Raw genomic sequence first — 24448 nt, 5'->3', positions numbered from 1 at the left:
CACCGGGATGGCCTGGACACCGGGACAACCTGGACGCCGAGACGGCCTAGAGGCACCCGGAGGAGGCGGATACCGGCTCACAGTCGAGCCGGTATCCGCGCTTCACCACGGTCCGGATGAGGGCGGGGTCGCCGAGCGACGTACGCAGGCGGCCCACGGCGACCTCGAGCGCGTGCTCGTCGGTCGTGCCGGTCAGGTTGAGCAGGTCCGCCCGGGAGACGACATAGCCAGGCCTGGCCGCCAGGGCGCGCAGCAGGGTCATCGAGGCGGCGGGCAGCGCGACGAGCACACCGTCGACGGCCACGGCGTGGCCGCGGACGTCCAGCGCGCGCTCGCCGACGCGCAGTCGCAGGCCACGCCGGATGGGCACCTGCTCCACGATCTCCCGGACAAGCGCGCCCAGACGTCCCCGCGACGGGATCACGCACGGAATCCCAGCCCGCCCGAGGGGAGCGGCCGTCACCGGGCCGACGCAGGCGGCGACAACCGGGCCGCGCATCGCCTCCACGACGGCGGATCGCAGCGCCATCTCGTCGGCTGTCTGCAGGAAGCTCGCGGCGGCGGGCGCGCTCGTGAACGCGACCGCGTCCAGCGACCGTGCCGCGACGCACTCCACCACGCGGCGGACGGGAGCCATGTCCTGCGCCGGGACCCACCGGTAGACGGGAATCTCGATGACCTCGGCGCCGGCCGCGCGCAGCGTCTGGAGCATGTCCGGCAGTGGCTCGCCGTGCAGCTGCACCGCGATCCGCTTGCCGTCCAGGCCGCCGTGGGCGGTCAGGTATGACATGACCTCGGAGGATGACTCCGACTCGGGTGACCACGCCTCACGCAGCCCGGTCGCCCGGATCGCACCGCGCGCCTTCGGCCCGCGTGCCAGCAGGTCCGCCGACTCGAACGCCGCGACCAGCCGGTCGGCGAGACCCCACGTCTCGGCCGCGTCGACCCAGCCCCGGAAGCCGATTCCGGTGGTGGCGACGACGACGTCCACGGGTGCGGCGATGCAGCGTTCGGTGGCCTCCCGCAGCCGGGCGTCGTCCGCGAGCGGCACGATGCGTATCGCGGGGGCGTAGACGACCTTGGCGCCGCGTCGCTCCAGAGCCGCGCCGAACTCCTCACGCCGGCGCGCCGCGGTGAGCGCGACCGTGTAACCGGCGAGCGGCTCGACGGGCGCCGTCACCGGGCCGGAGTCGGTCACCGTGACGCTCGCCCGGCTTCCGTCCCGACGTGGACCTCCACGTAACCGTCACGTTCCCGCACCGGGTAGGTCGGGATGACGACGCCGTCCGAGTCGAGGCAGCGACCAGTGCGCAGGTCGAAGACCTGCTTGTGAAGTGGGGAGGCGACAGTGGGAGTCTCTCCCCGGGAGCCCACGATGCCCCGGGAGAGCACGAAGGCTCCGGTGAACGGATCCTGGTTGCCGACGGCGAAGAGCGCGCCGTCGTAGGTCCGGAAGATCGCGACCTGGACGTCACCGAGCAGAGCGGCGACGCCCCGCTCGACGGGGAGGTCGCGGGAGCCGCAGACGCTGTCCCACACGTCGGTCTCCACGGCCTTCGCGGCCTCCACGGCCTCCATGGCCTCCACGGTCCTCACGACACCACCTCCAGGGTCGGGCCGGCGATCAGCGGTTTGATCTGGCCGCGCTCGGGCGCCCACTGGATGGACGGGTCCGGCACCTCCGGTGCGTTCACGAAACTGACGAACCGCCTGAGCCGCTCGGGGTCGGCCAGGGTGTCGGCCCACTCGTCAGAGTAGTGCGCGACGTGCGATTCCATGGCGGCGTCCAGTTCGGCGCAGATGCCGAGGCTGTCGTCGACGAGCACGCCGCGCAGGTACGCCAGTCCGTCCTGACCGTCCGCGGACAGCGACTCGACCCAGGTGGACGTCCGCTGCAGACGGTCGGCGGTCCGGACGTAGAACATGATGAACCGGTCGATGGCCCTGACGAGGGTCCCGGTGTCGACCGAGGTGAGGAACAGGTCGGCGTGCCGCGGGCGCGCTCCCCCGTTGCCGCCGACGTAGAGGTTCCAGCCGGCATCCGTGGCGATCACGCCGATGTCCTTGCCCTGCGCCTCGGCACATTCGCGGGCGCAGCCGCTGACACCAGCCTTGATCTTGTGGGGGCCTCGGATGCCGCGGTAGCGCAGTTCGAGGTCTATGGCGAGGCCGGCCGAGTCCTGGACACCGTAGCGGCACCACGTCGAGCCGACGCAGCTCTTCACGGTCCGCATCGCCTTCCCGTAGGCGTGGCCGGACTCCATCCCGGCGTCGACCAGACGCCTCCAGATCAGCGGCAGCTGCTCGACCCGCGCCCCGAACAGGTCGACGCGCTGCCCTCCGGTGATCTTCACGTAGAGACCGAAGTCACGGGCCACCTCGCCGATGACGATCAGCTTCTCCGGCGTGATCTCCCCGCCCGGGACGCGGGGCACCACCGAGTAGGTGCCGTTCTTCTGGAGGTTCGCAAGGAAATGGTCGTTGGTGTCCTGCAGGGCGGCCTGTTCTCCGTCCAGGACGTAGCCGTGCCCCAGGCTGGCCAGGATCGAGGCCACGGCGGGCTTGCACGTGTCGCAGCCGCGGCCACGTCCGTGCCGCTGGACGAGCTCGGTGAAGGTGCCGATCCGTTGACTGCGGGCGATCTCGAAGAGCTCGGCCCGGGTGACGTCGAAGTGCTCGCACAGCCCCGTGCCGACCTCGACGCCGGCCTCGGCCAGCAGTGGCTTGAGCAGGGCCACGCAGGATCCGCAGGTCGTGCCGGCCCGCGTACACGCCTTGATCCCCGCGACGTCGGTGAGACCGTGCTCGACGATCGAGTCCAGGATCGCGCCCTTGGAGACGTCGTTGCAGGAGCAGATCTGCGCCTCGCGAGGCAGGGCCCCCGCGTCGAGGTCGACTCCGCCGGTCGGGGCGATCATCGCGACGGGGTCCGCCGGGAGCCGCCGCCCGACCAGAGGGCGCAGTGCCGCATAACGGCTCGCGTCACCCACGAGGATGCCGCCGAGCAGCGTGCTGGCGTCGTCGGAGACGACGATCTTGGCGTAGGTGTTCTCCACCGCGTTCTCGACTCGGACCTCCAGCGCACCCGCCGTGGCCGCGAGGGCGTCACCGAAGCTGGCGACGTCGACACCGAGCAGCTTGAGCTTCGTGCTCAGGTCCGCGCCGGTGAACGTGGCGTCCCGGCCGAGCAGCTGCTCGGCGACCACGGAGGCCATGTCGTAGCCCGGGGCGACCAGGCCGTACACATGACCGTCGACGACGGCGCACTCCCCGATGGCATAGATGGACTCGTCGGTCGTGCGGCACCGTGCGTCCACCGCGACGCCGCCGCGCGGCCCGACAGCAAGGCCACACTCACGCGCCAACTGGTCGCGGGGACGGATGCCGGCGGAGAAGACGACGACGTCCAGGTCGAGCTCGGTGCCGTTGGCCAGGGTGGCGAGCAGCCGTCCGCCGCTGGGCTCGACGGCGGCCACGGACGTCGCCGTGTGGACGGTGACGCCGAGGCGCTCGATCAGTCGGCGGAGCACCGCGCCGCCGGGCTCGTCCACCTGCAGCGGCATCAGCCGCGGCGCCAGCTCCACCACGTGCGGGCTCATGCCGAGCAGGCGCAGCGCCCGCGCCGCCTCGAGCCCGAGCAGCCCACCGCCGACGACCAGCCCGGCCCGGCGGCCACGCGTGTGTTCGGCCGCGGCCGCGGCAGCGGCGCGGATGGCGTCCAGGTCGTCGAGGGTCCGGTAGACGAAGCAGCCGTCCAGGTCCCTGCCCGGGACCGGGGGGACGAACGGGTACGAGCCGGTGGCCAGCACGAGGACGTCGTAGTCGAGGGTGCGACCGCGGCTGGTGGTGACGGTCGAGGCGGCCCGGTCGATCGCCGCGACGGACTCGTCCAGATGCAGCGTCGCGTGCGGGCTGTCGTAGGTGCCCGCGGCCACGAGGTCCAGTTCGGCGGCGCTCACTCCGTCGAAGTAGGACGAGAGCGCGACGCGATCGTACGCACGGCGCGGCTCCTCGCCCACCACGGTGATCGAGAACCGGCCCCCGGTGTCGCGTTGCCGCAGTGTCTCCACGAACCGCTGGCCGACCATACCGTTACCGACGACGACGACGTGCTTCCGGCGGGTTGCGGGCATGAAGCAGTCCCCTCTCCGCTCTGGGTTGGTGCCACCTTGACCACCGCGAGTTATCCCGGGCGGTCGGCACGGTTACTTCGCCGAAACGGATTGCTCGCCACGCGCCGTCCGCCGTGGTGAGGGGACGGTTGCGCGACCGCAACCCGACACGCGAGCCCGGGTAACCCGGCTCTGGAACCGTCGCACTGTGCCAGCGCCGCCCATCACCCCACCCACAGGACACCGCAGAGTGCACCTGGTGCTTCGGTGACCACGAAGGTCGCGCTGGACCGGGTCCGCACCGTGTGCGCGTACTGCGGTGTCGGCTGCGGGATCGTCCTCGAGGTCGACCGCGGTGGGGACACCCCGCGGGTCGTCCGTTCCACAGGGGATCCCGATCATCCGGTGAACCGTGGCCGACTGTGCACCAAGGGCGCGACCACAGCCGAAATGCTCAACGCGCCCGGACGGCTCACCACCGCGCTCGCCCGGGCCGGCCGCGACGAGGAGCCGGCCCCGGTCGACGTCGACACGGCGCTCGACCTCGCCGCCGCCCGCCTCGCGGCGCTGCGCGACGAACACGGCCCGGACGCCATCGGCATCTACACCTCCGGCCAGCTGAGCATCGAGGCGCAATACCTGATCACCAAGCTCGCCAAGGGCTTCCTGCGCACCCAGTACCAGGAGTGCAACAGCCGGCTGTGCATGGCCAGCGCCGCCTCGGGCTACAAGCTCAGCCTAGGAGCGGACGCTCCCCCCGGCAGCTACGACGACTTCGACCACGCCGACGTGTTCCTCGTCATCGGCGCGAACATGGCCGACTGCCACCCGATCCTGTTCCTGCGGATGATGGATCGCGTCAGGGCCGGCGCGAAGCTCATCGTGGTCGACCCCCGCCGGACGGCGACGGCGGACAAGGCCGATCTGTTCCTCCAGCTCCGGCCGGGCACGGACATCGCACTGCTCAACGGACTGCTTCACCTGCTGCACGCCTCCGGCGCGGTCGACGAGTCGTTCGTCGCCGCCCACACCGAGGGCTGGGCCGCCATGCCCGACCTCCTCGCCGGCTACGACCCGGTTACCGTCGCCGACATCACCGGCGTCCCGGAGGACGACCTGCGCACCGCCGCGGCACTCATCGCGGCCGCCGGGAACTGGATGAGCTGCTGGACGATGGGACTCAACCAGTCCACCCACGGCACCTGGAACACCAACGCCCTGATCAACCTCCACCTCGCGACCGGCGCGATCTGCCGCACCGGGAGCGGGCCGTTCTCGCTCACCGGACAGCCCAACGCGATGGGCGGCCGCGAGATGGGTTACATGGGGCCGGGCCTACCCGGGCAGAGGTCGCTCCTGGATCCCGCCGACCGCGCGCACATCGAGCAGCTCTGGGGCCTGCCGGCGGACACGATCCGCGCGGACCACGGCAACGGCACGATCGGAATGTTCGAGCAGATGTCGACCGGGGCGATCAAGGCAGCATGGATCATCTGCACCAACCCGGTCGCCACCGTAGCGAACCGCCGCACCGTCATCGAAGGCCTGGAGACGGCCGAGTTCGTCCTCGTCCACGAGGCCTTCACCGAAACGGAGACCACCGGTTACGCCGACGTCGTCCTGCCCGCGGCCGTCTGGGCGGAGACGGCCGGCGTGATGGTGAACTCCGAACGGAATCTCACCCTCACCCAGCCCGCGGCGGACCCGCCCGGCCAGGCACGCGCCGACTGGCAGCTCATCGCCGGGATCGCCGCCCGTCTGGGATATGCCGACCACTTCACCTACAACAGTGCGCAGGAAGTGTTCGACGAGCTGCGTCAGGCGTGGAATCCGGTGACCGGATGGGACCTACGCGGCATCACCCACGACAGACTGCGGGACGGGCCGATGCAGTGGCCCGCGCCGCCAGGCGCCGGCGCTCGCAACCCGATCCGTTACCTGACCGACGACGGCCCACGGTTCCCGACTCCGTCCGGGAGGGCGAAGTTCTGGCCGCGGCCGCACGTCGACCCGCGGGAGATGCCCGACGAGCAGTACCCCTATCTCCTCAACACGGGCCGCCTCCAGCACCAGTGGCACACCCTGACCAAGACCGGGCGCGTCGGGCGACTCAACAAGCTCAACCCGGCCCCGTTCATCGAGATTCACCCGGACGACGCCGCGGCACTCGGAATCTCCGAAGGGGACCAGGTGGAGGTCGCCTCGCGGCGAGGGCGCGCCGTCCTGCCCGCCGCCGTCACCGACCGGGTCCAGCCGGGCAACTGCTTCGCCCCGTTCCACTGGAACGACATGTTCGGCGAGTACCTCGCGGTGAACGCCACGACCTCCGACGCGGTCGATCCTGTCTCCCTGCAGCCCGGGTTCAAGGCCAGTGCCGTCGCGCTCACGCGCGTCCACACGCCCACGACGGCCCAGCCTCCGCCCACCGTCACGAACGACGTACTTCCGGCGGACAACGTGGCCTCCGCCCTTCAGGCGGGCGACGTGGCCTCCGCCGCACCCGTCGCGAGACTGCTCGGGCTCGCCGGGACGGCCGCCCCGGCGCTGAACGACGACGAGAGCACCTATCTGGCTGGCTTCGTGGCTGGTCTGGGCATCGATCTCGCGCGCGGACCGCTCACCTCGGTACCCACGCTCCCGCCGTCGGCACCAGTCACCGCGCGGACGGCCCTGTGGGTGAACGGCGTACTGGCCGGTCTCTGGTCACGCCTTCCGGCCGAAGGACACGAGATCTCGTCGGGGACAGGCGAGCGCAGGGTGCTGCTCGGCTGGGCCTCCCAGACCGGCAACGCGGAACGGGTCGCCGAACAGGCCGAGGCGAGGCTGACCGAGTCCGGCGCCGTCGTCACCAGGCTGTCCCTCAACGAGATCGACCACATCGCCCCGCGCACCGACCTCGTGGTCGTCACGAGCACCTTCGGCGACGGGGAGTCCCCCGACAACGGCTCCGAATTCCTGGCGAGGCTGCGAGCTCGCTCGATGCCGCTCGACGACGTCCGCTTCAGCGTGATCGCCCTCGGTGACAGCAGCTACAGCGACTTCTGCGGCCACGGTCGGCGTATCGACGAGCTGCTCGCCGAACTCGGCGGACTGCGCCTGGCCGACCGGGTCGACTGCGAGCCGGATTTCGACGAGGCGGCCCAGGCCTGGCTCGACCGGGTGCTTGCCGCTCGCGCAGGGGCCTCCCCCGCCAGACCCGAGCCTGCGCCTGCGCCTGCGACGGTGTCGCGGCCCTCGGGCGCGTCCCGGGCCCCGCGGGTGAGCGAGACGCACCGGGTGATCCTGGCGGGCAACCGACTGCTCAGCGGCGCGGGTTCAGCCAAGGAGGTTCGCGAGTTCCTGATCGACCTGGGGGACAGCGACCTCACTTACGAGACCGGTGACGCCCTCGTCCTGCGGCCCAGCAATCGCGCCGAGCTGGTCGACGAATGGCTCAGCACGACAGGTCTGCGCGGCGACACGATCGTCGAACTGCCCCAGTTCGGCCAGACAGAGCTCGCCGTCGCCCTACGCGACCATCTTGAGATCGCGAAGCCATCCCGCGCGTTTCTCGCCTTCGTGGCTGAGCGCAGCGGCTCACGCCACCTCCAACGTCTGCTGCGCGGCGACCGTGCGGATCTTGACGGGTGGCTGTGGGGACGGCAGACCGTGGATGTGATCGCCGAGACCGGCACGCACGCCTCCGCGCAGGAGTGGTGCGAGCTCCTCAGGCCCCTACGTGAACGCCGGTACTCGATCTCGTCGTCGGCTGAGGTCTCGCCTCGGCGGATTCGGACGCTTGTGTCCGTGGTGCGCTACGACGCACCCTCGGGCGCGGCACGCACCGGCGTGGCGTCAGCGTTCCTCGCCGATGCTCCGGCCGGTACGCCAATACAGGTCGCCGTCGCCCGCTCCTCGGGATTCGCCCCACCGTCCGACCCGGAGACGCCGATGATCATGATCGGCCCGGGCACCGGGCTGGCCCCGTTCCTCGCCTTCCTGGACACGCGCCGGGCCCGCGGTCACACCGGTCGCAACTGGCTCTTCTTCGGCGAGCAACGCAAGGCGACCGACTTCTACTACAGCGATGAGCTTGCCGAGTTCGCGCGGTCGGGACTGCTGACCCGACTCGACACGGCCTTCTCCCGCGACCAGCGAGCCAAGATCTACGTGCAGGATCGCATGCGCGAGCGAGGCGCGCGGCTGTGGCGCTGGCTGCGCGAGGGCGCCGTGGTCTACGTGTGCGGAGATGCGGCGCGGATGGCCAAGGACGTCGACACCGCTCTGCGCGACGTCGTGGTGAACCACGGGGATATGAGCGCCGGACAGGCCGGCGACTATCTCCGACAGCTCACCGCCGACGCGCGCTACCTTCGCGACGTCTACTGACAACAGTCGACTGGCGCGGGATCGTGCTGTCGGTCATGTCCCCAAGCGTAGGGACCGGACGGATCGTCAGTACCTTCGGAAGGCGTCGATCCCTGATTCATGACCTGCGCGAACTGCTGCCGGTAGGTCGTCGTGATCCACAGGCTCTCGATGGCGAAATCCGCGCGCTCCAACCCGTCCGCCTGCTTCACCCACCGGAACGCGACGGAGCTCGTCTCCGGGGCGGCGGTGCTGCGGAATGTTCCGTGGACCGTCCCAGGCTCCTCATTCGGCCTGGTCGGCAGGATCTTGAACGTGGTGACCTGGGCGAGAGCATCCGCGAAGAACCGCCCGGCCACCTGCGTGAACAGCTCGGTCAGCTGCTTCCTCTGTTCCGGATTCGCGATCCTCCACGGTTGGCCGACCGCTGCCCGTGGATGGTTCGACCGGGCGACGGCGGCCACAAAGCTCGTCGACGGCCAGATAATATTTCTGGATCGTCTGGACGCACACCTACTGTGGCATTAGGGTCATAGCGCCCGCCAAGCTCTTTACACGCGACAGCGGCCTCTGCCGTGCACAAATATCAGGAGCGCGCATGAGACGACGCCGGCCAGGTCGATTAGCCCCGCTTCTGCTCTCCCTCGTGGCGGTCACGGCTCTGACCAGTGTCGCGGCCTGCGCTGACGACGTTGGCGGAGACACGCCCACCCAGACAGCGACGCCGACCGTCAACGCGGCGAGGCGCACCGGGACGACCGTCACGGGACCGACGACCAATGGCGACCGTCCGAACCCCTTCTCGCTCCCGGTGTTCGACCTCGCCAGCTATGGCTACACCGCCCAGGAGTTCATCCTCGACGGCAACGCCACCTCCTACGCCCCGGCGCCGGGCACGCAGCTCGGTACGGATGGCCGCTGGACGTTGCGGCCGGCCGCCACGGCACCGTTCAGGACGCGGATTCTCGTGATCCGTCCCAGCGAGCCCAGGAAGTTCAGCGGCACCGTCTGGCTGTCCTGGCTCAATGTGACGGCCGGATTCGAGATCGGCAGTTTCACCCACGAGAGCGTGCGCGACGGCGACGCCACCGTTTACGTGTCGGCTCAGAAGGTCGGCCTCGACGGAGTTCCCGGGGCCGAAGGAAACGGCCTGCGGAACTGGGACCCGCATCGTTACGGATCGTTGACCCATCCCGGCGACAACTTCTCCTACGACATCTTCACGAAGGCCGCGCTCCTCGTCGGGCGCGAGCGTGGAGAGCTGCCGGTCGACCCGATGGCAGGATTTGACGTCAAGCACGTGTTCGGCACCGGCGCATCCCAGTCCGGCTTCCGCCTGACCTCCTACCTCAACGGCGTCCAGCCCCTGAGCAAGGCACTCGACGGCGCTCTGTTGATCACCAGCTTCGGGCGCGCGGCCGATTTCCAGATAGCCGCGGAAGCCGACGACGCCGCCGCCTCGCTCGCCCGGCCGCCCACGCGAATCCGCGATGACCTCGGCATCCCGTCGATCCTCGTGAGCACGGAGACCGAGGCGGAGTCGATCTACCCGGCGCGTCAACCGGACTCGGCCACGTTCCGATTCTGGGAGATCGCGGGTGCCGCCCATGCCGGGGGCGGTTCCGACACCATCGGCGACGTGGTCAAGCTCTTCACCCGCGACGGCCTCACCCTGCCCACGGCCGCCCTCGGGTCGACCTCGGGCGCAGTCGGCGCGACGGCGGCTCCGAACTCGCTCAACTGGCAGCCGGTCGTGTCCGCCGCCAGCGCGGACCTGGTGAGGTGGGCCTCAGGTGGAGCCCCGCCGCCGTCACTGCCCCGCATCGCCTTCGCCGGAAACCCGCCGCGCATCGAGCGGGACACCTACGGCAACGCCCTCGGCGGTATCCGGATGCCGGAACTCGAGGTTCCCGTCGCGACCTACAGCGGTACCGTCCCGGGCGCCTCCCTGATGGACTCCCTGTTCGGAACGATGTCGCCCTTCCCGACCAACCGCCTGCGGACCCTCTACCCCGACCGCCAGACCTACCTCGCTGCCTACGACCACGCCGTCGACGAAGCCGTGACAGCCGGGTACATCCTCGCCCGCGAGGCACCTGCGCTCAAGGCGACCGCGGCGGCCAACGCAGCCGAGCTGTTCCCCGAACGCTAGTGCTGAGTCGAACATGACTCAGTGTGAGGCCGTCAGGGTGGCCGCTGAAGAGGCCGCATTCCGTCGGACGGCGTCGTCCCCTCCCTCGCGTGTGCCGCGGCTCCTCGTAGCCTGGTCGAATGACGTGGCGAGCGCTGCACATCTCACAGCCCATCGAACGCGCCCCCGCGGCGGTCGCGGCCTTCGCCGGGAACCCGGAGAACCTTCCCCTGTGGGCGGCGGGCCTGAGCAACGGCATCCGGCTCGAGGAAGGGCGCTGGGTGACGGATTCACCGATGGGAACGGTCGAAGTCTCCTTCACGGGTCCGGTGCAGCACGGTGTGCTTGACCACGATGTGACGCTCCCGGACGGAACGGTGGTTCACAACCCGCTCCGAGTACTGCGCAACAGTGAGGGCAGCGAGGTCGTCTTCACGCTCTACCAGCTGCCCGGCGTGGCGGATGGCGACTTCGATCGGGACGCGGCGCTCGTGCGTGCGGACCTTGGACGCCTGCGGAGCCTCCTGGAGTCCTGACGCGGGGCCATTGACCGGCCTGCATGAACACCCCCACTCCGCAGGCCTGGCGGCCCCGTGGACCAGCACCGTGGTCGACGGACGCCGACGACTCCGGCTTGATCCGCCCCGTTCCGAATACCCTTCACCCACACCGGCGACACCTTTCCCGATTGGCACCCGAAGGGTCCGCGCGTCAGGCAGCCTGCCATTCGGCCTCCCCGAAGGTGCAGGTCACGTAGGCATCCGAGAGCACCGTGACCGTCGGCTGCGCCACCGTCGCGACACGGTGCATCTCCCGGCCACAATGCGATCCCGTGGTGAAGTCCCATTCCTTTAAGATCATCCGATGGTTGACTTCCTCCGGCCCGGATGCGATCCGTTCCGCCCAGCCTCGGTCCGCGTCCGCGTAGGACACGTAGAAGTCAATGTGCGGCGAAGCCCCGGCCCGCCCCACGACCACGGGGCCGCTGCTGCCTGACGGGGCCCCGCCGCCACACCTATAGCGGACAGTGATTTATTCGGTACAGCTCAGGGCCGTCACCGTCGACCACCCAGATATCGGCCTCCGTGCGCCGCGGTATCCCGTAGGATGTCGCCACGATCGACTACACCTTGACCACGTTCTTGTCATCGGCCTCCTAGCGGACTTACCCCATCCGGCAGGGGCCGCATTCCATCTCAAGCCCAACGATGAGGGCTGGCGCCGGTATGGCTAGCGTCCGGCGTTCGGATCGGTGCTCGCCCCCCGGAGAACGTCGAAGCTGCCCGAGGCGGCGACTCGATGACCCAGTCGTACGAGACCGTCGAGGAAGCTGTGCTTGCCCAGGCCGCGCGCTGGATGCGATCGGCAGCATGAAACCGGCCGCCACCTCATCGACGACTTCAGAGCCGAACTTGACACGATCGAGCGGGTGGGACGCCGAGATCTTCAGTGCCGGGCCCACCAGGAAGCGGTGCTATGACCAGCCTGGAGCAGCTGCGGGGCTATATCCTGGAGGAGGTGTTGGCTCGGCTCCTTTACGAGAGTGGGTACCGCCTGCTGGTATCCGAGCTGCAGGACCCCGAGGCACTGAAACGGGGCGCACACGGGCTCCTCGTACGCGGTCGTGGCACGGATCACCAGGCCGATGTGCTCGGCGAGTTGACCTTGCCGGTTCCGTTCTCGCTACCTCTACGTATCTTCGTCGAGGCGAAATATCGTACCGCGAAGACGGGTCTAGGTGACGTGCGGAATGCACATGGAGTCATCCACGACGTCAACGAGCATCACTCGACGGCGTCGGCGGGCTCACGCGCGATCCCGATGCGACGCTACCACTACCGGTACGCCCTATTCTCCACCTCCGGCTTCACCAAGCCCGCCCAGCAGTTCGCGCTCGCCCAGCAGATCTCCCTTGTGGACCTGTCGAGCCCGGGTTTTTCCAGGTTGCTGAGCGCCGTCGACCACACCGCACGGAGAGTCTACGAGCTTGCCGAAGATACGCGGGTTTCGCCGTTGCCCACCGGACAGGTCCGTACCGCTCTCAGGCTGGCCTTCGACACATGGACCAATGTGGAGTCCGACGAGATCAGCACGGAGAACCCCAATGACTGGTTCGGCTTCGAGAGGCGTGCGCGTCGAGCCCTACGGGCAGAAGAACTGAACCCGGCACGGCGAGAGGCTGAAGCTCTTCCCCGAGATCGCCTGGCCTTCCTTGCCGCCGAGTCTGTCGGGCAGCTGGGCGAGAATCTGGTCTTCGCGTTTCCGTCCGCACCTTTTGTGCTGGCTCTGCGGCCTGCTGACCTCGCCGCGCTCGACACCTACGTCGCACACAATGGGCCCGAAATCGGCGTGAGCATCCAGTTCGTGACCCGACGCGAGGTCACCGGCGACTGGATAATCGTGCCCGCTGACGGTTCCCGGGCTTTTCAGCTCCAGTTCTCGCTACCGGCGCTGCTGGAGGACTGGCTCCTTTATGACGAGCGCACGGCTGGGCAGCGCGCCCGCGGCATCAAGGCCGACCTGCTGTCCTCGATCTCGCTGTTTCGAGCTGGCCGCCTCATCCGGCTAAACTATCAACGGCCACACCGAGGGTGACGGCGGCATGCCGGTCGTGATGTAAACGCCCTCTGCGGTCCCGCGGACTGCTGCCGACGCTGCCCGCTTTCATCGGCAGTGACCGCGACCTCAATCGAGTCGACGATCTCGCACTCGATGCTCGAGTCGGGCGTCCGCACGTACAGCAGGTCAACGTCTGCTTCGTCGATGTCGTCGCCGCGAGCCACCGGGCCACAGATGGACAACTGGACGACACCGTAGCGCCAGCGCCTTGGTGATCCGGCTGTCACGAAGGTTGACGGTCACACCCGCAGCACGCCCCAGGCAGCCACGACCGCACGGGTCAGGTTCTGCGTCGCGCGACGCTGGTGTCATCCGTCAGACCCGGAACCGGGGCCTCCCCAGCGAGGCGGCGGACGGATCCGACCGGCAACTCCGCCACATCGGGCACAATCAGAACACTCCGCGCCGAGGGTCCCGCGGGTGGGTCTCCTGCAGGCCGCGGTCTGCGCGATCCACTTGTACCGCGCGCGGGCGGACCGCCGCTCCGAAGTGAGATCCTCATTCTTGCGCTCCGTTCGGCCTCTGACCAGGGACGATGTCCGGTGAACCACGAGCGGCACTGTCATCCGGCAGTCGAACGCGGATTCGCGCCGCCCGGTAGTGCCTCTATTGCCGGAGAGACCGCGAGCCGCGTTGTCCTGACGTTTTCCAGATGATGTGGACTCACCTCGCTCGCCCGTCGAACTCCACCGGTCCCGCAGGCATCTCGCACTGCACGCACATGACGAACCACCAGAGCGGCGCCCTCTGTCGCCGATGTAATAATCGCGGCGCGGGCCGGCATACGGGGGCGGGCCCGGACGGGGGTAGACCTTGTGTCGTCAGAGGGCCGGTGGGACTTCTTACTCTCCTATGCCGCGTCGGACCGCGCCTGGGCCGAGTGGGTCGCCTGGCAGCTGGAGTCCGCGAATTATCGAGTCCTGATCAAGGCGTGGGATTCCGTGCCGGGATCGAACTGGAGTTCGCATATTCAGGCGGGCATCGTGGGCTCGAGACGCACGATTCTCGTGCTCTCCGCGGCCTACCTGCGGTGTCTTGACGACGCGCCCGAATGGCAGGCGGCCATCGCGGCGAATCCGTCCGGATCCGACCGGCGCCTGCTGCCCGTCCGCGTCGAGGAGTGCGAGGCGCCGGGCCTGCTGGCTCGCCTGGCCCCGATCGACCTGTTCGACGTCTCCCCTGAGTCGGCCCGGGACACCTTGCTGCAGCTCGTCCGCCATGCCCTGGACGGCCGTGCCAAGCCCACCGCCGAGCCGGCATTCCCCCGTCAGACGCCGGCCGCCTCCGCGGCTCGACCCGCGCCAGCCTTCCCCACCATCACTCCGAGGCCGGCTGGCGCGCGCAGCCCGGCCAGTGTTCCCAATCCGGCTGACCTTCTGAGCAGGACCGACAGACCGGACCGGTTCGTCACGCCGGTGCCGAACCCCGCCGTGCGGGACGCTGGCGTCTCCACCTCTCCGCCAGCCCGCCCGGCCCGGCCCGGCGTCGCGCTCGCCCGGCGGGAAGCGTCCGAGACCTGTGAGGCGCGGCGTCCGGCCGCCCAGGCCCGCGGCGGCGCGCGTACCTCGCGGGCCCGGCTGACCACCACGCATTCCGGCGGGCCGGCCGGGGATCCGCACGCTCCGCCATCAACACCGTCCTCACCGCCACCGCCACCGCCCACTGGTGAGGCGAGTTCTCCTGGTCCGACCGCCGGCGGCCGTGCGATGGCGGCACCGTCCTGGCCGGTCGGCACGATCGCAGTTTCTGCCGCATCCTGGGCCGCGTTGCCGACCTCGCGGTTGACCTGGCTCAAGGGAACGACGGACGCCGCTGTGCGTCGCGCACTCGACCCGCTGCCGGATGACGCGCCCGCCGCCGTCGCCTACCGCCCACCCGTGCTCCCATCCATACCCGCCCACCAGCAAGCGCTGCTCGACGAGTTGGAGACGGTGGCGATGGCGATGCTGCCCGCCTGGCTGCCCGAGAGCGAGGCGATCGAGTCCGCGGGTGGAGCGGCGCCGGCGGCGATACGGGACCTCGCATCGAAGACAGCCGACGCCTGGGGGATCTCGTCGCGGTACCTGGCCGATCTCGCCGAGCGCGCGCTGCGTGGCGGACCGCGACCACGGACCAGCCGCTTTCCGCCGGATATTCGCGCGGTGGGGGCCGCCCAGGCCGTCGCCTCGGGGTTCGGCCGTGCGGACCTGGTGCTGGTCGTCGATCCAGCCGCGCGGGAATCGCGTCCTGCCGAGCAGCGAGCACTGCTGGACGCGTTGGTGTGGTTCGCCTACCAGGGCCGTGTCGGTGTCTGGCTGACCGGTCAGCCAGACACGCCACACGCCGACCGGATCCAGGCTCTGCCCTGTCCGGCGACCCCCGCGAACAACCGGTTCACCCGTGCCGTCCCGGCCGGCTCGACGGTGGCGCCGGTCGCACCGCCCACGGCGGCTCCGCGATCCCCACCCGCGGCGCCGGGCACCTCCGCGGCGCCAGCCATCTCCGTCCCGGAACCGCCGGCGGCGACCGTACCGGCGGTGCGGGGGCGGCCACATCCGGCGAGCCGGGCGGAGCAGCAGCTCGAACGTGCGCTGAGCCGCCAGGCCTGGGCGCGTGGCCGGGCCTGGAACCAGCCGCACCGGTCGGGACCGCTCTCAGCGCTGATCTACGTCGACCTCGCGTGGTTCGCGCAGCGGGTCGTCGTCGAGGTGGACGGCCCCGAGCACCGTGGGATGGCGCACTACGAACGCGACCGCTGGCGGGACAACGAACTCGGTCTCGAGGGTTTCACCGTCCTGCGGTTCACCAACGAGGCGGTTCTCGGCGACGTGGACCTCGTCATCAGCCAGATCGAGCGCTGCGTAACGGCACGCCGGACACCATCGGAAGAGGCAACCAACCCATGACCCGCGACAGCTCGGCCTCCCCCAGCGGCTCGGCCACCCGCGACACGACGGCGGTCACCGTCCGGCAGGCAGCGATCCTGCTGGCTCTGGTCGCTCAGGGCCAGCCCATCTCCAACAGCGAGCTGCGGGACCGGTTCAGCTTCACCCTGGTCGGCGACGACCGGCGTCGCCTCAACGACCTCGGCCTTGTCGGCAGCGAGAAGATTCGCGGCCACGGCAACGTCCTCTTCCACACGCTGACGGACGCGGGCTGGAACAGGGCGTCGCGAGAGCTGACCCTGCGTGCCGACTTCACGAGGCTCAGCGTGCCCGCCGGCGTCTTCTTCGCGTTCGCCGAAGGGGTGGCCCGGCTACTCACGCGTGAGCAGCGGGCGATCGGCGAAGCGCTTGGTGCCTACGCCGGGCCACCCGATCCGGGCCCAGCCGTTTCGCCGGAGGCGGCGGAGACGGAGACGGCGGCGGCGGCGGACACGGAGGCCGATCGGAGCGGGAATCCTGCCAGCCTGGAGACGACGATCCGGGCAGCGTATGCCAGCCTGGCGACCGACGCTCATGACTGGGTGCGGCTGGCCGACGTCCGACCACTGCTCGGAAGCGTCGACCGTAAGCAGGTCGACCAGGTGCTGCGGCAGATGGCCCGACGGCCCGACGTGCGGGTGGTGCCGGACGAGGACCAGAAGTCCCTGACGGCCGCCGACCGCGCGGCCGCGGTCCGCATCGGTGAGCACGACAACCATCTGCTGCTGATCGGGCCGGTATGAGCGCCGAGCTGGAGGCGCTCGCCGCCATCAAACTCGACTGGGTACACGGGCTCGAGGACGTCTGGCGCGATTCGCCGGTGCACGTCGACGGCGTCCACGTCGAGCCGCGCCGGCGCATCCTCGCGGCTCTGGACCGGCTCGGCGACCGCAAGCCGCCAGGCATCGTCGTGCAGGGCCAGGCCGGCGCGGGGAAGACACACCTGCTTGGCTGGGTACGTCAGCAGGTCGAACGGCAGGGCGGCTACTTTTTCCTGATCGGCCCGGTGAGTGGGGACGCCTTTGCCGAGAGCGTCGTCTCGGCGATGCTCACCAGCCTCTTCCGGACCGTCGACGGCGAGGCGGAGGTCCGGCGCTTCCTGCTGGCGCTGTGCGCGCGGTTCGGCGTGCCGGCGGAGCTGGCCGCCGCGGTCGTCGGAGACCGTCCGCTGGAGCCAGTTCACCTCAAGGACCTCGTCGTCGCGTTCTTCGACCACGACCGGGCGCTGGCCCGCGAATGCCAGCACACGCTGCGCGCCCTGATCCTCTACAACGCGGACGACTACGACGCCCAGGCGGTCGGCGAGACCTACCTGCGGTCGATGGACGAGCAGGAGCCCGGCGAGCGGGCGCACCGCGGCATGCTGGCCCGGACCCGCCCACCGATGGAGATCGCCCGCGATCTGTCCCGACTGCTCGCGCTGACCGGACCGAGCGTCATCGCGGTTGATCAGGTCGACGGGGTCGTCGCCGAGCTCACGGCACGTGACGAGGCAGCGGACAGCGGCCTGGGCGGCTTCGACGGGTCGGGTGCGGTGCGGCTGAACATGCTGGCGGACGGCCTGCTCGTCCTGCACGAGCGCATGGAACGGACGCTGTGCCTGCTCGCCTGCCTGCCGGTCAGCTGGATCCAGTTCCGTGAGCGGGCGGTGGCCTCCATGCGCGACCGGTTCTCGGCGACCATGCCACTCAACCGGCTGGACGACCCGGAGATCACAGCCAGGATCATCGAACGCCGGTTCCAGGAGGACTTCGACCGCATCGGCTTCGCCCCGCCCTATCCGACCTGGCCGGTGGCCCGGTCGGCCTTCGACCACGCGCCCCAGTACACCCCGCGCGAGCTGTTGCAGCGCATCGACCGACATCTCCAGGAGTGCCTGTCCACGGGCGTCGTCCGTGAACTGTTCGACTTCGCCGCCGCGGACGAGAACGACATCGTCGATGTTCGGGACAACGGTGACCACGACATCACCGTCAGCACGGATTTCACCGATAGCACCGACCTGGACGGCGAGCGCCCGGATCGGCTGGGGCGCGGGGACCAGAGCGGCGGTGGGCGCGGCCGAGCGGCTGACAGGGTCGGCGCGACCAGTCCCGAGGTGCTCAGCGCGCTCGACGCCCAGTTCGCCGAGCTACGAGCGGGCGCGCCGCGCGTCACGGCAGCCAACGAGGACATCCTCGTGCCCGTGCTGCTGACCGCCGGACTGTCCGCGTGGATCATCGAGAACGGCGGAGCGCACGACTACAGCCTCGAACCGGTGCCGAGCACACGCCCGGCGCTGCACGCCCGGCTGACACGCACCGTCGACGCCGACACCGGCGAGCAGCTGCACTGGTGCTTCCGGGCGATCACAGCCAGCCATGGCAATGCGGTTCTGCCGCGCATTATCGCGGCCTCCACCGCCGCCGCCATGGTCGCTGGCAACCCTCGGCGACGGCTGTTCCTGCTTCGGAACGCTCCGTGGAGTCCAGGGAAGAAAGTGCAGCAGGCGCTGGTCGCGTTCAGCGCCGCGGGCGGCCGCACCCTGCGGTTGCACGCGGGCGACCTGGACACCTTCGCGGCGTTGCGGACCCTGCTCGACCAGCGCCCCACCGGGCTGCGCGCGTGGCTGGCCTCCCGGCGCCCCGCCAGCGGCACCTGGCTTCTGCGGGAGGCGCTCGGCGGCGCGGTCGGCACCGAACCGACCAGCGCATACCCGACCAGCGCAGCACTGACGAGCACTGGCCCGACGGGCTCCGCCGCCCTAGCGCCCTGCGCTCCCACCATGACGCCCGGTCCCGACCCTCGGGGCAGCGCTGGTGACGCCGGCCTTGAGTCCGAGCCTGCGACCGAGCCCGGCCCCGTGTCCCCGCCGCAGGTCGGGCCGGGTCCACGCTCCGTGGCACCCTCCACCGATGGTGTTCGTTCGTCCTTCGCTCCCTCGGACGACCTGGGTGGCGGTGTCGCGGGCCAGTCCACGCTCACGCTCGGCACGGCGGTGCGGGGAGACGCGCCGGCCCGGATCGACCTGGCCGTGCTACGCCGCCATGTCACGATCTTCGCCGGATCGGGCTCGGGCAAGACGGTGCTGATCCGCCGGCTGATCGAGGAGTGCGCGCTTCGCGGGGTGTCCTCGATCGTGCTCGATCCGAACAACGACCTGGCCCGCCTTGGCGATGCCTGGCAGAACCCGCCGACCGCCTGGAGAGACGGCGATGCCCGACTCGCTGCCGAGTACCTGGCCGCCACGGACGTGGTGATCTGGACGCCGCGTCGCGACGGCGGGCGGTCGCTGACCTTCCAGCCGCTACCGGACTTCGCCGGGCTGCGCGCCGACCCGGACGAGTTCGAGGCGGCGATCGACGCGGCCGTCGCGACGCTGGCCGTCCGAGCGAACGTCACCGGGAACACGAACCGAGCCAGCCTCGGACGGGCAGTTCTGACCGCGGCGCTGCGCCATTTCGCCCGCGGTGACCGGACTGGTCTGACCGCGTTCATCGAACTGCTGGCCGAACTGCCGGACGGGGTGGCCGACGACCTCGACCCGGCGGGGAAACGCTCCGCGGAGCTGGCGCAGACGCTACGAGCGGCGATGGTCAACGATCCGTTGTTCGGCGGAAAGGGCGAGCCGGTCGACCCTGGAACGCTGCTTGTCCCCGCGCCGGGGCAGCGTGCCCGGGTCTCGGTGATCAGCCTCGTGGGGCTGCAACATGATGAGCAGCGCCAGAGCTTCGTCAACCAGCTCCAGCTCGCCCTGTTCTCCTGGGTGAAGCGCAATCCGGCCGGAAACCGGCCCCTCGGCGGGTTGTTCGTCATGGACGAGGCGCAGACGTTCGCCCCGTCCGGCCCGCCCACCGCCTGCACCGCGAGCACCCTGGCGCTCGCCTCGCAGGCCCGCAAGTACGGCCTCGGGCTGGTCTTCGCCACCCAGGCGCCGAAGAACCTGCACAACGGAATCCCCGGCAACGCCACCACACAGATGTTCGGCCGGCTCAATGCCCCGGCCCAGATCGAAGCTGCCCGGATGATGGCCCGCGCCTGCGGCGGCGACGCCCCGGACATCGGCCGGCTCGCCGTCGGCGAGTTCTACGCCACGAGCGAGACCCTGCCATTCACCAAGATCCGCACACCGATGTGCCTGAGCCACCATCCGCCTTCGCCGCTGACCGCCGAGGAGGTCATCACCCGCGCCCGCCCGGACTGACCGCATGATCACGGCGACGAGGCTGCCGTAGTACCAGCCGTGGGCTCGGGCGACGGGGCGGGATAGTCTCATCCGAGTGCCGACAGGACCATCGGTCGCGTGCGCCGTCGACGGGACGGCGGTCGTGCGGCGATCGAGGGAACCAGGCCGAGATATCACCTCATCTCGGAGCACTCTACGAGCAAAAGTCCCAGGTCGGAGCGGTCGTCGAGGTCCCGGACCGGGCGAGCGCCCATGGTCACCCGCGACCTGCCGCATGCTTCCCGTCTCCTACTCCGGCTGTGGCCGCTCGCCACCTCCTCGCGGATTCCCCATCCTATCGACGATTCCTGCTGTTTACTTCCATTAGCTTGCGATATCCTGCAGAAGTTACAGCTTGCGACCGACAATTAGCGTATCGGCGGCGATGATGTCAATCTCCTGATCGTGCGAGGCTGTCCGCCGCTCCACGCAAGCACATTGAAGATCGGGAGTCACATGTCCCTGAAACCTGATCCAGATGCAATGCGCCAGTTCTGCGACAGGGCCCTTCCCGGCATGCTCACCGAGGCATGCGATGTGCCGGTGGAGGAGAGCGCGGCCATAGCCGGCGATGTGCTACAACGGGCCGAGGCGATGGCCGCCCTCGACCAAACGGCCCGGCAGGTGATCTCCGCCCCGTTCTTCGAGGAGTCGTTCGACCACGACCCTGCGGATGCATCGCCCTGGTTGAAGGCGGTGACCACGGTAGCGGTCCGCAACAGCGCGCTCGAGGTGCCGCACACCCGCGGTGTCGTCAACGTCGGCGGCATCAAGGCGATCACCACGTTTGCGGCCGGACCGTTGTCCCATCTACTTGCCAGCGCGCCCGGCCGACTCGGCGGCGGGATGTTCGGCGGGCTGGCGGCGCGCTATCCACGTGCCTGGTCCGCCCTCGAGGCCTTGCGCGGGCTCCTTGTCGACGGTGGAGGCCGGGCGTCCTACCGACTACCGGTGGCGGCCAACCCAGAGCTGCCGACCGATGACGAACTGGTCGACGCGCCCACGGCGACGGCGGCCGGAGCGTCCTCGGGCTTTCTCCGGCAGGTCGTCTGCAGCGGGATCGACCCGAGGTTCGACCGGGCTCTGATGGCCGCGCTGAGGACGGCCGAGACCGAACCGGGTTTCGTGTTCGTGGTGAGTGCGCTGAGTCGGATCTCCCGGAACAGCGAGAAACTGTGCCGTGTCCTGGAGTTCCTGCTCGCCTGTGACGCCCGGGTCCTGACGACGAACTGCCTGATCGCCGCGGACGCGGTCTACCTCCGGAGGTCTCACCTTGTCCGGCCTGACTCGACGGACCCCGTCGCCGGACTTACAGATCAAACTGGAATCAGCGGTGTTCACCGTAAGACGATCCAGACCTGCCTGCGTCAGGCCGCCTCGCCCGCGTGAGTCTTAACCTCGGGCTTTCACCGGGGTGATCGTCTGTTGGGGTGCCGGGAATAGGAAAGTGCTCCCGAGCTGGGAGGATCGGGCTTGCTGAGGGCCTGATCGATCCCGAACCGAGGAGCACCTTCGCGGTGAAGACTACCGCTGTGTACCCGTCTGTCCGCGTGGACGCCGCCGGGCGGGGAGTCGTGTCGCAGGCGGGCGGGTTGCTGCTGACCGAGACGGTCCGGGTCAGCGGGCTGGGGCAGGCGGTGTTGGCGCCGTGGCGGCCGGGCCGGGCGGTGCACGACCCGGGCAAGGTGCTGTGCGATCTGGCGCTGTCGCTGGCATTGGGTGGGGACTGCCTCGCGGACATGTCGCTGCTACGCGCCGAGCCGGCCGTGTTCGGACTGGTGGCCTCGGACCCGACCGTGTCCCGCACGGTCGACCGACTGGCCGTCGACGTCGGCAGGGCACTGAAAGCGGTCGACGCCGCCCGGGCCCTCGCCCGGGCCCGGGTGTGGGAGCTGGCCGGCGCGCACGCCCCGCACGCCGGGGTGTCCGCCGACGATCCGCTCGTCGTCGACCTGGACGCCACTCTGGTCACTGCCCACTCGGAGAAGGAGAAGGCTGACCGGACCTGGAAGAAGGGGTTTGGTTTCCACCCGCTGTGGGCGTTCGCCGACCACGGCGCCGACGGGTCGGGCGAGCCGTTGTCGGTGCTGCTGCGGCCGGGTAACGCCGGGGCCAACACGGCCGCCGACCACGTCACCGTGGCCGCTGCGGCACTCGCCCAGCTACCGGAACGGCTGCGCCGGGGCCGGTCGGTGCTCATCCGCACCGACAGCGGCGGCGGCACGCATGCGTTCGTGGCGTGGCTGGACCGCCGGCGGCTGGCCTACTCGGTCGGGTTCACCCTGCCCGAGAGCGCCGCCGAGGCGATCGCCAAGGTTCCTCCGGGGGCGTGGACACCCGCCTACGACGGTGACGGGCAGCCCCGCGACGGCGCATGGGTCGCCGAGCTGACCGGGCTGATGGACCTGGCCGGCTGGCCGGCGGGCATGCGGGTCATCGTGCGCAAGGAACGTCCCCACCCCGGCGCCCAGCTACGGATCACCCACCCCGACGGCAACCGCTGCACCGCCTTCGCCACCAACACCCGCCGCGGACAGCTCGCCGACCTGGAACTGCGCCACCGCCGCCGGGCCCGCTGCGAGGACCGCATCCGCGCAGCCAAGGACACCGGCCTGGCGAACCTGCCCCTGCACCCCCGGCCGTGGACCAGCGCCCAACCCGCGCGACAACGGGCCACCCCATCACGACCCGACGGCACAATTCAACATCGAAGACAGCGGGCGGTCCTCACGAGACCTCACCCACCCACCAGGCGAAAGATCGAGGCTAAATGCCACCATGGGGTATTCTCCGCCTATTGTCACCTTTCCACTGGTCGCCCACACTGCTCTAGCCGCCCTTTAATACTCAAACTAAATAGTAGTAATCCATCCTGTCGTGGTTTCGCGAGTCGTGGGGCGGGCATCTTTCCCGCTGTCGTCCTCTTGCGGTCTACATTTCCGACGACACGTTATATCGTCGGTCGCCTCCAAGGTGGAGACGCTTGCCGACCGAGAAGACCCGGACCAATGTTCGGGTCCAGGCCATCCTCTCTCGATTGGAGATCCCACCGTGATAAAGATGATCACTACCATTTGCACGGCCGCCTTGATGCCAATCCTATTCATCCTTGTCGCAAATCCCGCATCTGCGGCCAGCGTGGGACCAAGCTTCAACTCTAGAGCAGCATGCGTTGCATACGGAAACATGCCACCTCTTGACCAAGATTGGGCTTGCGCTTTTGAGGGCGACCGGTGGGATTACTACTATAATCCTTAATTCTTGGAGGCCGATGCGCGTTTCGGATGAGGAATGACGGTGGAGTAGGGAGCTGGAGTCATCACGTTGCGTGACAGATTTCCAGCTCCCTCCCATCGAACCATGCATGCAGTTCGTGTGCCCATGAGACAGGAGGTGACGCCACCAGGAGGTGACGCCACGTAGGGGGAGTGTCTGATCAACGACTCTGTTCCACTTTCGGTGGTGACTGCGTGTTAGTCGAGGAGGATGCGGTGGCGTACTGAAGATTAATGTGTGGTGTTAATGGGTCTGGTGATGGCTGGTGGTGGGCGGGTACATCTTTTGCTATGAGGTATGCGACGGGTGGCGGGTTGACGCCCGCCGGGCAGGTGGAGCGGAAGCGGGTTCGGTTGGCCGCGACTGACCGGTTCGCTGCGGGAGCGACACGGACGGAGGTGGCACGGGATTCAAGGTGACCCCGAAAACAGCGGACTGCTGGTATCGGGCGTGGGAGTCAGGGGGCGCGGCGGCGTTGCGGTCGGCGGGGCCGTTGTCGCGGTGCCGGTTGGATGATCGGGATCTGGCCCGGTTGGAGGAGATCCTGCGCCGGGGGCCGGGGGTGTACGGCTGGGAGGATCAGCGGTGGACCCTGGCCCGGGTCGCCGAGGTGATCAGGCGGGAGTTCGGGGTCGAGTACACGCTGCCGGGGGCGTGGATGTTGTTGGACCGTCACGGCTGGTCGTGTCAGCCGCCGGCGCGCCGCGCGGTGGAACGTGACGACACCGCGGTGCGGGGCTGGTCCGAGCAGGGGTGGCCGGTGGTAAAACCACTGCGGCGGTCCGGGATGCCTGGGTCTGTTTCCTCGACGTCCCATTAGGGCAGGGACTGCGGCCGCCGCGGGGACGGACGTGGG

The 24448-nt window shown here is 69.5% G+C and carries 14 protein-coding genes and 1 pseudogene; 10 read left to right on the top strand and 5 right to left on the bottom strand.

Annotated features, from left to right (window positions below; all coding sequences use genetic code 11):
* Positions 1–46 precede the first annotated feature (46 nt).
* The 3 genes from FMEAI12_RS21470 to nirB are packed head-to-tail and all read right to left on the bottom strand — an operon-like array spanning position 47 to position 4133.
* Positions 47–1198, bottom strand: a complete 1152-nt coding sequence (locus tag FMEAI12_RS21470) for a uroporphyrinogen-III synthase (RefSeq protein WP_112107607.1) — start codon at positions 1196–1198, stop codon at positions 47–49.
* Positions 1195–1596 (bottom strand): nitrite reductase small subunit NirD, encoded by a 402-nt coding sequence (nirD, locus tag FMEAI12_RS21465; RefSeq protein ID WP_112107606.1) that lies wholly within the window; start codon positions 1594–1596, stop codon positions 1195–1197. Before nirD ends, FMEAI12_RS21470 begins: the two co-directional genes overlap by 4 nt.
* Complete coding sequence (nirB, locus tag FMEAI12_RS21460; RefSeq protein WP_112107605.1) at positions 1593–4133, bottom strand: nitrite reductase large subunit NirB; 2541 nt, start codon at positions 4131–4133, stop codon at positions 1593–1595. Before nirB ends, nirD begins: the two co-directional genes overlap by 4 nt.
* Before the next feature lie 246 nt (positions 4134–4379).
* Here nirB and FMEAI12_RS21455 point away from each other — a divergent pair, with 246 nt between their 5' ends.
* A complete protein-coding gene (locus FMEAI12_RS21455) occupies positions 4380–8480 on the top strand; it encodes a bifunctional nitrate reductase/sulfite reductase flavoprotein subunit alpha (RefSeq protein ID WP_112107604.1) in 4101 nt (1366 codons plus the stop codon).
* Here FMEAI12_RS21455 and FMEAI12_RS21450 read toward each other — a convergent pair.
* The gene (locus tag FMEAI12_RS21450) at positions 8474–8923 is read right to left on the bottom strand and encodes an ABC transporter substrate-binding protein (RefSeq protein WP_160144307.1); all 450 of its coding nucleotides are present in this window, start codon (positions 8921–8923) and stop codon (positions 8474–8476) included. The genes FMEAI12_RS21455 and FMEAI12_RS21450 overlap by 7 nt on opposite strands.
* A gap of 134 nt (positions 8924–9057) precedes the next feature.
* Here FMEAI12_RS21450 and FMEAI12_RS21445 point away from each other — a divergent pair, with 134 nt between their 5' ends.
* Both FMEAI12_RS21445 and FMEAI12_RS21440 read left to right on the top strand, forming a co-directional pair.
* Complete coding sequence (locus FMEAI12_RS21445) at positions 9058–10611, top strand: alpha/beta hydrolase domain-containing protein (protein ID WP_112107602.1); 1554 nt, start codon at positions 9058–9060, stop codon at positions 10609–10611.
* 119 nt (positions 10612–10730) lie between these two features.
* Positions 10731–11126, top strand: coding sequence for an SRPBCC family protein (locus FMEAI12_RS21440; protein ID WP_112107601.1), 396 nt, complete (start codon positions 10731–10733; stop codon positions 11124–11126).
* Positions 11127–11301: 175 nt separating this feature from the next.
* Here the strand turns inward: FMEAI12_RS21440 and FMEAI12_RS21435 are convergent, their stop codons facing one another.
* Entirely contained in the window at positions 11302–11523 is a 222-nt protein-coding gene (locus FMEAI12_RS21435; RefSeq protein WP_235014280.1) for a toll/interleukin-1 receptor domain-containing protein, read from the bottom strand.
* A 543-nt stretch (positions 11524–12066) separates the two neighbouring features.
* Here FMEAI12_RS21435 and FMEAI12_RS21430 point away from each other — a divergent pair.
* The 7 genes and pseudogenes from FMEAI12_RS21430 to FMEAI12_RS38455 all read left to right on the top strand — a co-directional run bounded on the left by FMEAI12_RS21430 (position 12067) and on the right by FMEAI12_RS38455 (position 24412).
* Positions 12067–13185, top strand: coding sequence for a restriction endonuclease (locus FMEAI12_RS21430; protein WP_112107599.1), 1119 nt, complete (start codon positions 12067–12069; stop codon positions 13183–13185).
* Positions 13186–14024: 839 nt separating this feature from the next.
* Positions 14025–16094 carry a TIR domain-containing protein gene (locus tag FMEAI12_RS21425; RefSeq protein ID WP_112107598.1) on the top strand — a complete coding sequence of 690 codons (2070 nt, stop codon included), beginning with the start codon at positions 14025–14027 and terminating at the stop codon, positions 16092–16094.
* Positions 16091–16855, top strand: coding sequence for a hypothetical protein (locus FMEAI12_RS21420; RefSeq protein ID WP_112107597.1), 765 nt, complete (start codon positions 16091–16093; stop codon positions 16853–16855). Before FMEAI12_RS21425 ends, FMEAI12_RS21420 begins: the two co-directional genes overlap by 4 nt.
* On the top strand, positions 16852–20295 hold the full coding sequence (locus FMEAI12_RS21415) for an AAA family ATPase (protein ID WP_112107596.1): 3444 nt from the start codon (positions 16852–16854) through the stop codon (positions 20293–20295). Before FMEAI12_RS21420 ends, FMEAI12_RS21415 begins: the two co-directional genes overlap by 4 nt.
* 477 nt (positions 20296–20772) lie before the next feature.
* A complete protein-coding gene (locus tag FMEAI12_RS21410) occupies positions 20773–21705 on the top strand; it encodes a hypothetical protein (RefSeq protein ID WP_146776744.1) in 933 nt (310 codons plus the stop codon).
* Positions 21706–21833: 128 nt separating this feature from the next.
* Positions 21834–22949, top strand: a pseudogene (locus tag FMEAI12_RS21405) (IS1380 family transposase); the annotation flags it as partial.
* Positions 22950–24007: 1058 nt separating this feature from the next.
* Positions 24008–24412, top strand: a complete 405-nt coding sequence (locus FMEAI12_RS38455) for a winged helix-turn-helix domain-containing protein (protein ID WP_368672097.1) — start codon at positions 24008–24010, stop codon at positions 24410–24412.
* Positions 24413–24448 lie beyond the last annotated feature (36 nt).

The organism is Parafrankia sp. Ea1.12 (assembly GCF_900465275.1).
Classification (GTDB): Bacteria; Actinomycetota; Actinomycetes; order Frankiales; family Frankiaceae; genus Parafrankia; species Parafrankia soli.
The sequence above is the reverse complement of the archived record's forward strand: the minus strand, read 5'-3'. Positions and strand labels throughout refer to the sequence as shown.

What these genes read in the sequence shown, in the direction of transcription:
- nirB (WP_112107605.1), bottom strand. Translation starts at nt 4,133, where the DNA reads ATGCCCGCAACCCGCCGGAAGCACGTCGTCGTCGTCGGTAACGGTATG.
- FMEAI12_RS21445 (WP_112107602.1), top strand. Translation starts at nt 9,058, where the DNA reads ATGAGACGACGCCGGCCAGGTCGATTAGCCCCGCTTCTGCTCTCCCTC.
- FMEAI12_RS21440 (WP_112107601.1), top strand. Translation starts at nt 10,731, where the DNA reads ATGACGTGGCGAGCGCTGCACATCTCACAGCCCATCGAACGCGCCCCC.
- FMEAI12_RS21430 (WP_112107599.1), top strand. Translation starts at nt 12,067, where the DNA reads ATGACCAGCCTGGAGCAGCTGCGGGGCTATATCCTGGAGGAGGTGTTG.
- FMEAI12_RS21420 (WP_112107597.1), top strand. Translation starts at nt 16,091, where the DNA reads ATGACCCGCGACAGCTCGGCCTCCCCCAGCGGCTCGGCCACCCGCGAC.
- FMEAI12_RS21415 (WP_112107596.1), top strand. Translation starts at nt 16,852, where the DNA reads ATGAGCGCCGAGCTGGAGGCGCTCGCCGCCATCAAACTCGACTGGGTA.
- FMEAI12_RS21410 (WP_146776744.1), top strand. Translation starts at nt 20,773, where the DNA reads ATGTCCCTGAAACCTGATCCAGATGCAATGCGCCAGTTCTGCGACAGG.